The 13288-nt window shown below is 72.0% G+C and carries 14 protein-coding genes; 7 read left to right on the top strand and 7 right to left on the bottom strand.

From position 1 onward, the window contains the following. Positions 1-76: 76 nt before the first annotated feature. Entirely contained in the window at positions 77-1618 is a 1542-nt protein-coding gene (locus OG844_RS10005) for a leucyl aminopeptidase (RefSeq protein ID WP_406389533.1), read from the bottom strand. A 238-nt stretch (positions 1619-1856) separates the two neighbouring features. Here OG844_RS10005 and OG844_RS10000 point away from each other — a divergent pair, with 238 nt between their 5' ends. Beyond that, positions 1857-2672, top strand: a complete 816-nt coding sequence (locus OG844_RS10000) for an endo alpha-1,4 polygalactosaminidase (RefSeq protein WP_406396070.1) — start codon at positions 1857-1859, stop codon at positions 2670-2672. A gap of 6 nt (positions 2673-2678) precedes the next feature. On the opposite strand, the gene cobS is transcribed toward OG844_RS10000, so the two are convergent. Next, entirely contained in the window at positions 2679-3458 is a 780-nt protein-coding gene (gene cobS, locus OG844_RS09995) for an adenosylcobinamide-GDP ribazoletransferase (protein WP_406389532.1), read from the bottom strand. Between the two features lie 87 nt (positions 3459-3545). Here cobS and OG844_RS09990 point away from each other — a divergent pair, with 87 nt between their 5' ends. Beyond that, on the top strand, positions 3546-4313 hold the full coding sequence (locus tag OG844_RS09990; protein WP_406389531.1) for a hypothetical protein: 768 nt from the start codon (positions 3546-3548) through the stop codon (positions 4311-4313). Between the two features lie 3 nt (positions 4314-4316). Here the strand turns inward: OG844_RS09990 and cobT are convergent, their stop codons facing one another. Together cobT and OG844_RS09980 are read right to left on the bottom strand one after the other, a co-directional pair. Continuing rightward, positions 4317-5447 carry a nicotinate-nucleotide--dimethylbenzimidazole phosphoribosyltransferase gene (cobT, locus tag OG844_RS09985; protein WP_406389530.1) on the bottom strand — a complete coding sequence of 377 codons (1131 nt, stop codon included), beginning with the start codon at positions 5445-5447 and terminating at the stop codon, positions 4317-4319. A 136-nt stretch (positions 5448-5583) separates the two neighbouring features. After that, positions 5584-6786, bottom strand: coding sequence for a bifunctional adenosylcobinamide kinase/adenosylcobinamide-phosphate guanylyltransferase (locus tag OG844_RS09980; RefSeq protein WP_406389529.1), 1203 nt, complete (start codon positions 6784-6786; stop codon positions 5584-5586). A gap of 87 nt (positions 6787-6873) precedes the next feature. On the opposite strand from OG844_RS09980, the gene OG844_RS09975 reads away from it, so the two are divergent. Further along, positions 6874-7077, top strand: coding sequence for a hypothetical protein (locus OG844_RS09975; protein WP_327119322.1), 204 nt, complete (start codon positions 6874-6876; stop codon positions 7075-7077). 73 nt (positions 7078-7150) lie between these two features. Here the strand turns inward: OG844_RS09975 and OG844_RS09970 are convergent, their stop codons facing one another. From OG844_RS09970 to OG844_RS09960, 3 genes are all read right to left on the bottom strand, one after another. Continuing rightward, on the bottom strand, positions 7151-8224 hold the full coding sequence (locus OG844_RS09970; RefSeq protein WP_406389528.1) for a S1C family serine protease: 1074 nt from the start codon (positions 8222-8224) through the stop codon (positions 7151-7153). Positions 8225-8321: 97 nt separating this feature from the next. Further along, a complete protein-coding gene (locus OG844_RS09965; RefSeq protein ID WP_406396068.1) occupies positions 8322-9056 on the bottom strand; it encodes a class I SAM-dependent methyltransferase in 735 nt (244 codons plus the stop codon). 59 nt (positions 9057-9115) lie between these two features. After that, entirely contained in the window at positions 9116-9715 is a 600-nt protein-coding gene (locus OG844_RS09960) for a DUF3043 domain-containing protein (RefSeq protein WP_383173436.1), read from the bottom strand. A gap of 296 nt (positions 9716-10011) precedes the next feature. Here OG844_RS09960 and OG844_RS09955 point away from each other — a divergent pair, with 296 nt between their 5' ends. From OG844_RS09955 to OG844_RS09940, 4 genes are all read left to right on the top strand, one after another. After that, entirely contained in the window at positions 10012-10794 is a 783-nt protein-coding gene (locus OG844_RS09955) for a PspA/IM30 family protein (protein WP_351173641.1), read from the top strand. A gap of 10 nt (positions 10795-10804) precedes the next feature. After that, positions 10805-11083: a PspA-associated protein PspAA gene (pspAA, locus tag OG844_RS09950; RefSeq protein WP_406389527.1), complete on the top strand. Its 279-nt coding sequence runs from the start codon at positions 10805-10807 to the stop codon at positions 11081-11083. Between the two features lie 203 nt (positions 11084-11286). Further along, positions 11287-12573 carry a histidine kinase gene (locus OG844_RS09945; protein ID WP_406389526.1) on the top strand — a complete coding sequence of 429 codons (1287 nt, stop codon included), beginning with the start codon at positions 11287-11289 and terminating at the stop codon, positions 12571-12573. Then, positions 12570-13262, top strand: coding sequence for a response regulator (locus OG844_RS09940; RefSeq protein ID WP_406389525.1), 693 nt, complete (start codon positions 12570-12572; stop codon positions 13260-13262). The genes OG844_RS09945 and OG844_RS09940 overlap by 4 nt, the downstream gene beginning before the upstream one ends. Positions 13263-13288: the final 26 nt, after the last annotated feature.

Below are 13288 nucleotides of genomic sequence, written 5' to 3'. Positions count from 1 at the left end.
GTGAACATGTACGGCCCCGGACGTATGCCCGGGGCCGTATCGCTGCGCGCGAACGGCGCGAGCGAATCCGTGGAACTCAGCCGAGATCGCCGGCGGCCGTGCGCTCCGCCAGCTTGACCAGGGTGCGGACCGCGGACCCGGTGCCGCCCTTGGGCGTGTAGCCGTACGGCGCGCCCTCGTGGAAGGCGGGTCCCGCGATGTCCAGGTGGGCCCAGGCGATGCCCTCGCCCACGAACTCCTGCAGGAACAGACCGGCCACCAGGCCGCCGCCCATCCGCTCGCCCATGTTGGCGATGTCGGCCGTCGGGGAGTCCATGCCCTTGCGCAGGTCGGCGGGGAGCGGCATCGGCCAGGACGCCTCGCCGACCTCCTCGGCGATCTCGTGGATGGCGGTACGGAAGGCGTCGTCGTTGGCCATCACGCCGAAGGTGCGGTTGCCCAGGGCGAGGACCATCGCGCCCGTCAGGGTCGCCACGTCGACGATCGCGTCGGGGTTCTCCTCCGAGGCGCGGGTCAGCGCGTCGGCGAGGACGAGCCGGCCCTCGGCGTCGGTGTTGAGGACCTCGACGGTCTTGCCGCTGTACATGTGCAGCACGTCGCCCGGGCGGGTGGCGTTGCCCGACGGCATGTTCTCGGCGAGGGCCAGCCAGCCGGTGACATTGACCTGGAGGCCGAGACGGGAGGCCGCGACGACGGCGGCGAACACGGCGGCGGCGCCGCTCATGTCGCACTTCATCGTCTCGTTGTGGCCGGCCGGCTTGAGCGAGATGCCGCCCGAGTCGTAGGTGATGCCCTTGCCGACCAGGGCGAGGGTCTTCTCCGCCTTCGGGTGGGTGTAGCCGAGCCGGACGAGGCGGGGGCCGTGCGTCGAGCCCTGGCCGACGCCCAGCAGGCCGCCGAAGCCGCCCTTGACGAGAGCCTTCTCGTCGAGGACCTGGACCTTGATGCCGTGCTCCTTGCCGGCGGCGGTGGCGACCGCGGCGAAGGACTCGGGGTACAGGTCGTTCGGCGGGGTGTTGATCAGGTCGCGGGCGCGGTTGATCTCCTCGACGACCGCGGTGGCGCGCTCGGCGGCGGCCTTGAACGCCTTGTCGCGCGGCTTGGTGCCGAGCAGGACGACCTCGGCGAGCGGCAGCTTCGGGCCGTTGTCCTTCTTGCCCTTGGGGGCGAGCTTGTTCTCGCCGCCCTGGTAGGCGGTGAAGGAGTACGCGCCGAGCAGGGCGCCCTCGGCGATGGCCTCGGCGTCCTCGGTGGACTCCGTCGGCAGTGCGAAACCGGCCTTCTTCGAACCGTTCAGCGCACGGGCCGCGCTGCCGGCGGCGCGGCGCAGTGCCTCCGCGTCGTACGCGCCGTCCTTCTCCGGGACCGGGCCGAGCCCGACCGCGACGACAACGGGGACCTTGAGACCGGACGGTGCGGGAAGCTTGGTCACTTCGCCCTCGGCACCGGCGGCGCCCAGGGTCTCCAGGACGGTGGCGAGCTTTCCGTCGAACGCCTTGTCCACGGCCTCGGCGCCCGGTGCGACGACCGGACCCTTGGCGCCCTTGGCGATGCCGACGACGAGTGCGTCGGCGCGCAGCGTCGCCGCACCTGCGGTGCTGAGAGTGAGAGCAGTCACGGTGGTGAATTCTCGCTTCCGTTGAGTTGAGTACCGGTCGAGGGGGTGGGCCGACCGTGCCCGGCGCATCGTAGATGCCGCCGCAATGCGCCGGGAACGAGCCTACGCGCGCCTTTGCTTCCGGCTCACAGGGGCGGGGCCGTCCGGCCGTACGCCGCCCGGGCCGGCAGGCCCCGTACGACGGAACGGACCACGGGGATAGGGTCGTTGAACTGGGCAGGTGAGCGAGGGGTACGACATGCGGGGCGCGAGGACACGATGGCCGGCGGCCTGCGCGCTGCTGGTGCTGTCGGCCGTACTGGCCGGCTGCGCCCCAACCGCGGAGCCGGCGGGCCCCGGGCGGCCGAAGGCCGTACCGCGCTGGCAGCCGGAACCGGGCGTGGACTGGCAGTGGCAGCTCTCCGGCAGGGTGGACGCGAGCGTGGACGCGCCCGTCTACGACATCGACGGGTTCGACCAGGACGCGAGGACGGTGGCCGAGCTGCACCGCAAGGGCCGCAAGGTCATCTGCTACCTCTCCACCGGCGCGTGGGAGGACTTCCGTCCGGACGCCGGGAAGTTCCCCGCCTCCGTACGCGGGAAGAGCAACGGCTGGGAGGGGGAGTGGTGGCTCGACATCCGCCGCACCGACATCCTGGAGCCGCTGATGGAGGCCCGGATCGCCATGTGCGCGAAGAAGGGCTTCGACGCGGTGGAGCCGGACAACATGGACGGCTACCTCAACGCCACGGGCTTCCCGCTCACCGCGGACGACCAGCTGCGCTACAACCGGCTGATCGCCCGCCTCGCCCACCGCCACCACCTCGCCGTCGGCCTGAAGAACGACCTGCCCCAGATCCCCCAGCTGGTGGACGAATTCGACTTCGCGGTCAACGAACAGTGCGCGCAGTACGACGAATGCGGGACCCTGACACCGTTCATCGAGGCGGGCAAGGCCGTCTTTCACGCGGAGTACGAAGTGCCGGTGGCGGACTTCTGTCCCGGGTCCCGCAAGCTCCGACTGAGCTCGCTGCTCAAGAAGTACGCACTCGGGGTCTGGCGCCGGACCTGCTGAGAGCCCTCAGCCGAGGACGAGCGCCACCAGGGTGACGGTGACCGCGGTTTCCTCCAGGGCGCCGAACACATCGCCCGTCACCCCGCCGAAGCGCCGCACACAGTGGCGCAGCATCAGCTGCGCTGCCCCGAGACCGGCCAGCGCCGCGACGGAGTGGTGCACCGCCCCGTACACCCCGAGGAGCGCACCGGCCCCCGCGCAGCCCGCCACCACCACGACGGCGACGGCCAGTGCGGTACGGGGCGCCACCGTGCCTGCCACCGCCGCGCCCAGGCCCTCGGGACGGGCGGGCGGAACGCCCCGGCGCGCGGCCAGAGTGAGCGCGAGCCGGGCGGTGACCGCGGCGACGGCCGCGCCCAGCGCGCCGTGGGCCCAGCCCTGTCCGTACAGCTCGAAGAGCACCGCGACCTGTGCCAGCAGGACGAACAGCAGGGTGATGACACCGAACGGACCAATGTCGGACTGCTTCATGATCCGTAGTGCGTCCTCGGCCGGCCTGGCGCTGCCGAGCCCGTCGGCGGTGTCCGCGAGCCCGTCCAGATGCAGGCCTCGGGTCAGGGCGGCGGGCACGGCGGCGGAGGCGACCGCCGCCGGCAGGGGACCCGATCCGGCGAGCAGGAACAGCACCCCGGGCACGGCCGCGAGCAGTCCCACGACGAGTCCGGCGAGCGGGGCGCAGAGCATGCCGGCGCGGGCGGCCTCGCGGTCCCAGCGGGAGACACGGACGGGGAGCACGGTCAGGGTGCCGAAGGCGAAACGCAGGCCGTGGCTGTTCAGGGAGGTCACCGCGCGCAGGCTAGCCGGTGCGGCGCGGCGCTAGATTGGGCAAAACAGACCGGAAGCCGCATAAGCGGATCATCGGGAGTGGGTGGCATGGGTCACTGGCTTCACCAGAACATCGTCGAGCCGGGCAAGCTTCCGCTGCTGCTCGCGCTTGGCTCCTTCGTGCTCACCTTCGCCATCACCCGTTTCGTCACCCGGATGATCAGGGCCGGGAAGGGGCCGTTCCGCAACATCACGCCCGGCGGCGTGCACATCCACCATGTGGTGCCGGGCGTCGTCCTCTCGGTGGTCGGCGGCTTCGGCGCGGTCGCCTCAGGGCAGCACGGTGTCGCCGCCGGGATCTGGGCGGTCGTCTTCGGGGTGGGGGCCGGCCTGGTACTCGACGAGTTCGCGTTGATCATGCACCTCGACGACGTGTACTGGACCGAGGAGGGCCGTCAGAGCGTGGAGGTCGTCGTCCTCACCGCATCGCTCGTCGTGCTCGTCCTCGCCGGGTTCTCGCCGCTGGGGGTGGACGAACTGAGCGGCGATCAGCAGCAGAACAGACTGGGCGTCGTCCTCACGTACGCCGTCAACTTCGGCTTCGTGCTGATCGCCCTGTTCAAGGGCAAGGCCCGCATGGCCGTGCTCGGCACCCTCGTCCCGTTCATCGCGCTGTTCGCCGCGATCCGGCTGGCCAGGCCGGCCTCTCCGTGGGCCAGACGCTTCTACCGCAAGCGGCACCGGGCGCGCGCGAGGGCGGTGCTGAGGGCGTACCACCACGATGTGCGCTGGGCGGGGCCGCGCCGCAGGTTCCAGGACCTGATCGGCGGGGCCCCCGACCGGACACCGCTGCCGGGGCCCGGTAGGGGAGACTGAGGTTCAGGCGGTGGTGGTCCCCGCGGGCTCGCCGCCCCCGGCGGCTTCCTCCGCGGTGTCCTCGGCGGTCTCGTCCGCAGGCTTCTCCGCAGGCTCCTCCGCCCGTTCGGGCAGCTCCGCTGCCAGCGCCGCCGCGGCCTGGACGAGCGGCAGCGCGAGCAGCGCCCCGCTGCCCCCGCCCACGGTCACCCCGTGATCGAGCAGCGGCGTCAGCGCCATCCGGTCCAGCGCCTTCATCTGCGCCGGCTCACCGCTCACCTGCCCCGCCAGCCACCAGTCCGGCGCCCTGAAGGCCGCCCGCTGGGCCACGAGTGCGCAGGCCGCCGAGACGACCCCGTCCAGCACCACGGGCATCCGGCGCACCGCGCTCTGCAGCAGGAAACCGGTCATCGCCGCCAGATCCGCGCCGCCCACCGCGGCCAGCAGCTCCAGCTGATCACCGAGAACGGGCCGGGCCCGGCGCAACGCGTCCCGGATCGCGGCGCACTTGCGCATCCACGCCAGATCGTCGATGCCCGTACCGCCGCGCCCGGTCACCACGGAGGCGTCCGTGCCGCACAGGGCGGCGATCAGGGTCGAGGCCGCCGTCGTACCGCCGACGCTCAGATCACCGAGCACCACCAGATCGGTGCCGGAGTCGGCCTCCTCGTCGGCGATCCGCATGCCGAGGCGAACGGCCTGCTCGGCCTCCTCGGCCGTCAGCGCGTCCTCGACGTCGATGCGGCCGCTGCCGCGCCGCACCCGGTCCCGTACGACCGCCTCGGGCAGCAGCGCGGGGTCGCAGTCGAGACCCGCGTCCACGATCCGTACGGGGACGGCGAAGCGGCGGGCCAGCACCGCGACCGGGCTCGCACCGTCCAGCGTGGCCCGCACCAGCTCGTGCGCGGTGCCGGGCGCCCGGCCGGACACCCCCAGCTCCGCCACCCCGTGATCACCGGCGAACAGCACCACACGCGGCTGGTCCACGGGCCTGACCGGTACGGACTGCTGGGCGGCCGACAGCCACTCACCCAGCTCGTCCAGCCGGCCGAGAGCGCCGGGCGGGACGGTCAGCCGCTCCCGGCGTTCCTCGGCGTCGCGCCGTACGCCGCCGTCGGGGCGTTCGATGAGGTCGGAGAAGTCGTCCAGATTCACGGGGGTCTGCCTCGCGGGTCGTCACATGGTGGGCAGGAACCCGGCGGAGGGCTCCTGTGCGGAACAGTACCCGGCAGCCTTCCGCGCCCCCGGCCCGCGCACCCGCCCGAGGCCGGGCCCTGCCCCGGCCCGCGGCTCAGCCCCGCAGCACCAGCGCCCGCCCCGCCACCACCAGCAGCACGTGCTCGCACTCGTCGGCGAACGCGGCGTTCAGACGGCCCAGTTCGTCCCGGAAACGCCGCCCGGACGCCGTCGCGGGGACCACACCGGAGCCGGTCTCATTGGTCACGGCGACGACCGTACGGCGCGTCCCGCGCACGGCCCGGACCAGTTCCGCGACCCGTTCCCGCAGTGCCTCCTCGCCACCGTCCGCCCACCGGGCGTCGTCCCACGCCCCCACCCGGTCCATCGCGTCGGTCAGCCACAGCGACAGACAGTCGATCAGCAGCGGCGGGCCGTCCGCCTCCAGCAGAGCCACCAGCTCGCAGGTCTCCTCGGTGCGCCACGCGGCGGGCCTGCGCTCGCGGTGCAGCCCGATCCGGGCCGCCCATTCCGCGTCGCCGTTCCGCCGGCCGCCCGTTGCCACGTACACCACCTCGGGGAACGTCTCCAGGCGCTGCTCGGCCTCCAGCGACTTCCCCGACCGTGCGCCACCCGTCACCAGCGTGCGCCGGGGCATCTCGGGCACCGCGTGGTACTCGCCCACCCTCAGCGTCGTCCCGTCCGGCACGGCCCGGGCCCCCGCGGCCGCGAGCCTGCGGTGCAGCTCGTCGCCGGGCGGTGCGTCGTGGTCCAGGTGGACGGCGACGACCTCGGTGGTGGGCCCGATCGCCTCCACGGCCCGCAGCCGGGCCACGGCGTCGGGCCGCGCGACCACATCGGCGACGACCATGTCGTACGGCTCCGCCACCCGGTCGGCCAGACCGGCGGGTGCGGCCCCCGGCGGCAGGTAGAGCAGCCGTTCGCCTTCCGGCGACGTCACCTCGTACCCGGTGCCCGGAGCGTCCATCGACACCGCCCGCACCCGGTGCCCGCTGATCAGCGTCAGCTCCTGGCCGTCCGGTACGCGCCCCGCGGACGGAAGCGAGGCGGGCAGTTCCACGGCGGGCCCGTCGTGCGGGTGGGTGAGCAGCACCTGGCGTACGCCGGTGAGCGAACGGCCCGCGCGGGCCGCGGCGAACACGGCGCCCGGAGTGAGGTCGAGCAGCAGCGCGTCGTCGACCAGCAGCGAGGTCGCGGCCCGCGCCCGCGCCCCACGGGCGGACGCGCAGGCGGCGCAGGGACAGTCGGGCCGCGGCAGCCCGTCGGGGGCTCCGGTGCCGAGCAGAGTCAGTTCCACGCTCCTGATCCTCCCGCGTCCATGCTTCACCTGCGCGCCCGGGCCACGTACTAGGCTTCGGGCAGCAACGTGACCCAGGAGGCGGACATGGCGTGGACGTGGCGGTTCGAGAAGTCCGACGGTACGGAGACGGAGCCGGCTCTGCAGCCGGAGGAGTTCACGACCCAGGGCGATGCGGAGTCATGGATCGGTGAGTTCTGGAAGGAGCTCCTGGAGGGCGGTGCCGACCAGGTGTCCCTGTTCGAGGACGCGACGAAGATCTACGGCCCGATGAGCCTCCAGGCCGACTAGGGCCTTCCCGCCCCGCGATCGAGATCCGGCCCGCCACCCGCCAGGGTGCCGGGCCGGGTGCCAGGGCATCGGCTCAGATCTCGCCCAGTGTGGCCTCGACCGTCTCCTTCGAATCGCCGCGCGAGTACGTCACCGTGACCCGCGCGCCCGGCTTCTCGCCCGCCAGGGCCTCCGACAGCGATGTGATCGTCGTGATCGGGGTGTCGTCGATCGCGGTGATGACGTCTCCGGTGCGCAGGCCCGCCTTCTCCGCGGCCCCGCCCTCCTGCAGGCTGACGACGGCCACACCGGCCGGCTGGTAGTCGTCGTCGACGACGGTGCGGCCCGTGATGTTCAGCGCCGCCCGGCCCGAGTCCGTGACCTTGCCGGACTTGATGATCTGGTCCGCGACCGTCCGCACCATGGACACCGGGATCGCGAATCCGATCCCGGGTGCCGCGCTGCCGCCCAGCTGCGGATCCGCCGCCGCGAGCGTCGGGATGCCGATCACCTCGCTGTCGAGGTTCACCAGCGCCCCGCCGCTGTTGCCCGGGTTGATCGCCGCCGAGGTCTGCACCATGTCGGCGAGCGTCGCCCCGGTGCCACCGCCCGAGCTGCTCTCGCTGACGGTCCGGCCCAAAGCGGAGACGATGCCCTGGGTGACGCTGCTGGACAGGCCGAGCGGCGAGCCCATCGCCAGCACGATCTGCCCCACCTCGACCTCTTCGGCTTCGCCGAAATTCGCCGCCTTCAGCCCGCCGGGGATGTCGGTCAGTCTGACGACCGCCAGGTCCTGCTCCGGATAGGAGGAGACCAGGGAGGCCTTGAGCCCCTTCTCCCCGGTGGCGACGGTGACGTCGAAGGTCTTCGCGCTTCCCACGACGTGCGCGTTCGTGACGATGTGGCCCTTGTCGTCGTAGACGATGCCGGAGCCGAGACTGTCCCCGGCGCCGATCTGCACGACCGAGGGCAGCACATCCCTGATGACGTCCTGGTACTGGCTCTCGAGATCACCCGGGGCCCGGGCCACCGTGCCCTGCTGTACCGGGGCGCCGGCCGGGGAGGAACCCGCGCCGGAGCAGCCACCCGCCAGGGCGATCGCGCAGGCACCGGCGGTCAGGGGCAGCAGCAGGCGGCGGCCCCGGCCGCGTGAGAGGGATGCGTCCATGCCCGGAGTATCGCCAGGGGCCCAGGACAGGGCATGTGCTGATGGGCCGATCAGACGTACGGACCGGTGGCCCGCCGAGCTCCTCGAGGGACAGCCCTCAGCCGCGCACCCCGCACAGGTGGAGCAGCGCCGCCACCCTGCGGTACGGATCGGTCCGCCCCGCCCGGTCCTCCGCGGCCAGCACCCGCTCCAGCTCCTGGGCGTCGGGCAGCTCGTCGTCGTTGCTCACGTTGTCGGTGAAGACCCGCACGCCGTACCAGGCGTGCAGCGGCGCGGCGATCCCGGCGAGCGTGGACGTCAGGGCGTCGAGCCGGTCTGCCCGCACGAGGAGGCCGAGCCGGTTGGTGTACGTATCGGTGTCGAATGCCGCGAGAGCCCCGCCGAAGTCCCCCGCCGTCCCGGGCCGCATCGCCAGCGCGTCCGCGTTCCGCACGAGCAGCGAGAGGAGCCCGCCGGGCGCCAGCATCCGGGCCAGGCCCGCCAGCATCGGATCAGGCTCGGGGACGTACATCAGGACGCCGTGGCAGAGCACCACGTCGAAGCTGCCGGGCAGGAAGTGCACCCCGGTGTCGCGGCCGTCGCCCTCGATGAGGCGCACCCGTTCCCGGATACCCTCGGGCTCGCCCGCGAGGGCATCCCGGGCGGTCCGGAGCATCTCGCCGTCGGACTCCAGACCGGTCACCGAGTGCCCGGCCCGGGCCAGCCGCAGCGCCTGCGTGCCCTGGCCCATGCCGACATCCAGCACCCGCAGCCGCCTCCCCACGGGGAAGCGCGCGGCTATCTGCTCGTCCAGCTGCCGGGCGACGAGCTCCTGGCGGACCGTGTTGCGCAGTCCGCCGAGCCCGTCCAGCCATTGGGAAGAGACCCCCGTGAAGCCGGAGGTCTCCGTGCTCAGGGCCGCTCTCCCCGCTTGACCTGCGGCTTCGGAAGCCGCAGTCGGCGCATCTGGAGCGTACGCATCAGGCCGTAGGCCACGGCGCCGCGCTTGGGAGTGTCCGGGAAGCGCTCGGCGAGCTGCTTCTTGAGCCGGAACGCGAGGCCGATGGAGTCGACCACGATCAGCACGATCACGCCGAGCCAGAGCAGCAGCGAGATGTTCTGGATGTTCTGGATCTGGATCACGCTGAGGATCAGGATGACCACTGCGAGCGGGAGGAAGTACTCCGCGATGCAGAAGCGTGAGTCCACGAAGTCACGGACGAAGCGCCGCACGGGCCCCTTGTCACGTGCGGGGAGATAACGCTCGTCACCCGACGCGAGCGCCTCACGCTGCTTGGCCAGGTCCGCGCGGCGCGCTTCGCGCTGTCGCTTCGTGGCCTCCTTGCGATCGGTCGGCGTGCCGCTCGAAGCACGTCGGCGCTGCGTCTGGGCCTCGTTGCGCTTAGGGGTGGGGCGACCCTTGGGAGCCTGAGGGTCGCGGGGCTGCTTGGAGAGGTCCGCCGTCACCTTGTCGGTGGGGGCCTTCTCTTCCTTGGAACGGCTACGGAACACAAAACCCAAGGGTACGGGGTCGGTCCGGGCAAGTCAGGACCGGGCGGGAACGATCCGGCAACGGCCTGCGTCCTGAAAGGTGTCCCGACAGGGGCAGAACGGACGTCGCCACCGGTTTCCCTGATGTTCCTCTACTCCCTGGGCGGGAGTGGTCGCAGGTGGCAGTCGTTCTTGGGTAGGAGCACATCCGTACCCGAACAGTGCGGTAATAGAGGCAGGGCCCGTACTGTGGGTTCTGTTGGAGTGCTGGAGCTCAGTCCGTCAGAAGGGGGCGCGCGAAGCCCATGAGCGGTGTCATGAAGCGTATGGGAATGATCTTCCGCGCGAAGGCAAACAAGGCCCTTGACCGGGCCGAGGATCCGCGCGAGACCCTCGATTACTCGTACCAGAAGCAGCTGGAGCTGCTTCAGAAGGTACGCCGCGGTGTCGCCGATGTGGCGACCTCGCGCAAGCGGCTGGAGCTGCAGCTGAATCAGCTGCAGGGACAGTCGTCGAAGCTGGAGGACCAGGGCCGCAAGGCGCTCGCGCTCGGCCGCGAGGACCTGGCCCGCGAGGCGCTGTCCCGGCGCGCCGCCCTCCAGCAGCAGGTCACGGACCTGGAGACGCAGCACCAGACGCTGCAGGGTGAGGAGGAGAAGCTCACTCTCGCGGCCCAGCGACTGCAGGCCAAGGTCGACGCCTTCCGTACGAAGAAGGAGACGATCAAGGCCACCTACACCGCGGCCCAGGCACAGACCCGGATCGGTGAGGCCTTCTCCGGCATCTCCGAGGAGATGGGTGACGTCGGCCTCGCGATCCAGCGGGCCGAGGACAAGACCCAGCAGCTGCAGGCGCGCGCCGGGGCCATCGACGAGCTGCTGGCCTCCGGTGCCCTGGACGACCCGACAGGGACGGCGAAGGACGACATCGCCGCCGAGCTGGACCGGATCTCCGGTGGTACGGATGTAGAGCTGGAGCTGCAGCGCATGAAGGCCGAACTGGCCGGCGGCTCCTCCTCTTCCCAGCAGGCCATCGAAGGCGGTGCGCAGGACTCGGCACCGCAGTCGCAGCAGTCCCCGCACAAGTTCGACAAGCAGTAAGGGCGGCGTCATGATCGTACGGATCATGGGGGAGGGCCAGGTAGCACTGGCCGACAGTCATGTCGCCGAGCTGAACAAGCTCGACGACGTACTGCTCGCAGAGATGGAGAGCGGCGACGGCCCCGGCTTTCGCAGCACTCTTCACGCGCTCCTCGACAAGGTGCGCGAGCTCGGCTCGCCGCTGCCGGACGACTCCCTGGAGCCGTCCGAGCTGATCCTGCCGTCTCCTGACGCGACCCTCGAAGAAGTGCGCGCCATGCTCAGCGACGACGGGCTGATCCCCGGCTGACCTGGGGCCTTCCGTTCGGAGCACGCCGGGCCCGCGAGGCCCGGCACGGTCCGGACGAAGGGCCCGAGCGCTTCACTCCACACTCCCGCACTGTGCCCCGCCCGGTCCCACCGGCGCGGGGCACAGTGGCACGGGGGCGGTTCTGTGGTCGGATCCGCACGCAGGGACGGGAAAGTGCGCGACACGCCGTACCGTAGCTTGACGTGACCACCCTCGGAACCGGGTTCGTGCGCGCCCGACGCTGGCTGCGCGGCCATCCTCTGGCATTCGACGCGGCGCTTGCCCTGGCCGTGCTCGCCTGCATGATCTGTGCGTCCTTCGCGGAGCCGAACCCGGGGCACGGGCCGATCTTCGGCATCCGCACCCCCGAACCGTCGAGCGTGCTCCTCATGGTCCTCGGCGCCGGGGCACTCGTGCTGCGGCGGCGCGACCCCATGGCGGTACTCGCCGTGACCGGGCTGCTGTCCACCGCCGAGTTCATCCTCATGGACCCGCCCGCCCCCGTGGTGATGAGCGCGGTCATCGCGCTCTTCACCGTCGCGTCCCGCACCGACCGCCCCACCACCTGGCGGGTCGGACTGCTGACGATGGCGGTGCTGACCGTGGCGGCGATGGTGGTCGGTTCGACGCCCTGGTACAGCCAGGAGAACCTCGGCGTCTTCGCCTGGACCGGCATGGCCGCGGCCGCCGGCGACGCCGTCCGCAGCAGACGCGCGTTCATCGACGCGATCAGGGAACGCGCCGAGCGCGCCGAGCGCACCCGCGAGGAGGAGGCCCGCCGGCGGGTCGCCGAGGAGCGGCTGCGGATCGCCCGGGACCTGCACGACGTCGTCGCCCACCACATCGCCCTGGTCAACGTCCAGGCCGGAGTGGCCGCCCACGTCATGGACAAGCGCCCGGACCAGGCCAAGGAAGCGCTCGCCCATGTCCGTGAGGCCAGCCGCTCCGCACTGGGCGAGCTCAGGACCACGGTCGGCCTGCTGCGCCAGTCCGGCGACCCCGCGGCGCCCACCGAGCCGGCACCCGGCCTCGCGGTCCTCGGCGAGCTCGTCGACACCTTCCGCAACGCGGGACTCCCCGTCGAGGTGGCCTGCACCGACCGGGACAGCCCGTTGCCCGCGGCCGTCGACCTCGCGGCGTACCGGGTCATCCAGGAGGCGCTCACCAACGTGCGCAAGCACGCGGGTGCCGACGCGAAGGCCGAGGTGAGCGTCGTACGGGTCGGGAGCACCGCGGAGATCACGGTGCTGGACAACGGCAGGGGCGTGCCGGGGACCGGGGACGGCGGAACGGACCCGTACGGGGAGCGCGACGGCGGCGGCCACGGCCTCATCGGCATGCGCGAACGTGTCACCGCACTCGGCGGCACCCTCACCGCGGGCCCCCGTTACGGCGGCGGATTCCGCGTCCATGCGATCCTGCCCGTCATGACGCGCACGGGTGAGCCGGAGAGGCCGGGCACGGCGGACAGCACGGGGGGACGCCCATGACGACACCGATCAAGGTGCTGCTCGCCGACGACCAGGCGCTGCTGCGCAGCGCGTTCCGGGTGCTGGTCGACTCGGAGCCCGACATGCAGGTCGTCGGTGAGGCCGCGGACGGCGCCCAGGCGGTGGAACTGGCCCGCTCGACCCGCGCCGACGTGGTGCTGATGGACATCCGGATGCCCGGCACCGACGGGCTCGCCGCCACCCGGATGATCAGCGCCGATCCGGATCTCGCGGGTGTACGGGTCGTCATGCTGACCACCTTCGAGGTGGACGAGTACGTGGTGCAGTCCCTGCGCGCGGGTGCGTCCGGCTTTCTCGGCAAGGGCGCCGAACCGGACGAGCTGCTCAACGCCATCCGCATCGCCGCTGCCGGGGAGGCGTTGCTCTCCCCGGCAGCGACCAAGGGACTCATCGCCACCTTCCTCGCCCAGGGCGGCAGCGCGGGCGAGGGCCCGGACGCCGCGGCGTACGCCGAGCGGCTCGGCGCGCTCACGGTGCGGGAGCGCGAGGTGCTCGTCCTGGTCGCGGGCGGGCACTCCAACGACGAGATCGCCGAGCGGCTCGCGGTCAGCCCGCTCACGGTGAAGACCCATGTGAACAGGGCCATGGCGAAGCTGGGCGCCCGGGACCGGGCCCAATTGGTTGTTATTGCGTACGAATCGGGCCTGGTGCGTCCCAGGGCGGAGTGACGGGTGGAGATCCGGCGTACTCCACC

The sequence above is a fragment of the Streptomyces sp. NBC_00887 genome, assembly GCF_045207585.1.
The sequence above is the reverse complement of the archived record's forward strand: the minus strand, read 5'-3'. Positions and strand labels throughout refer to the sequence as shown.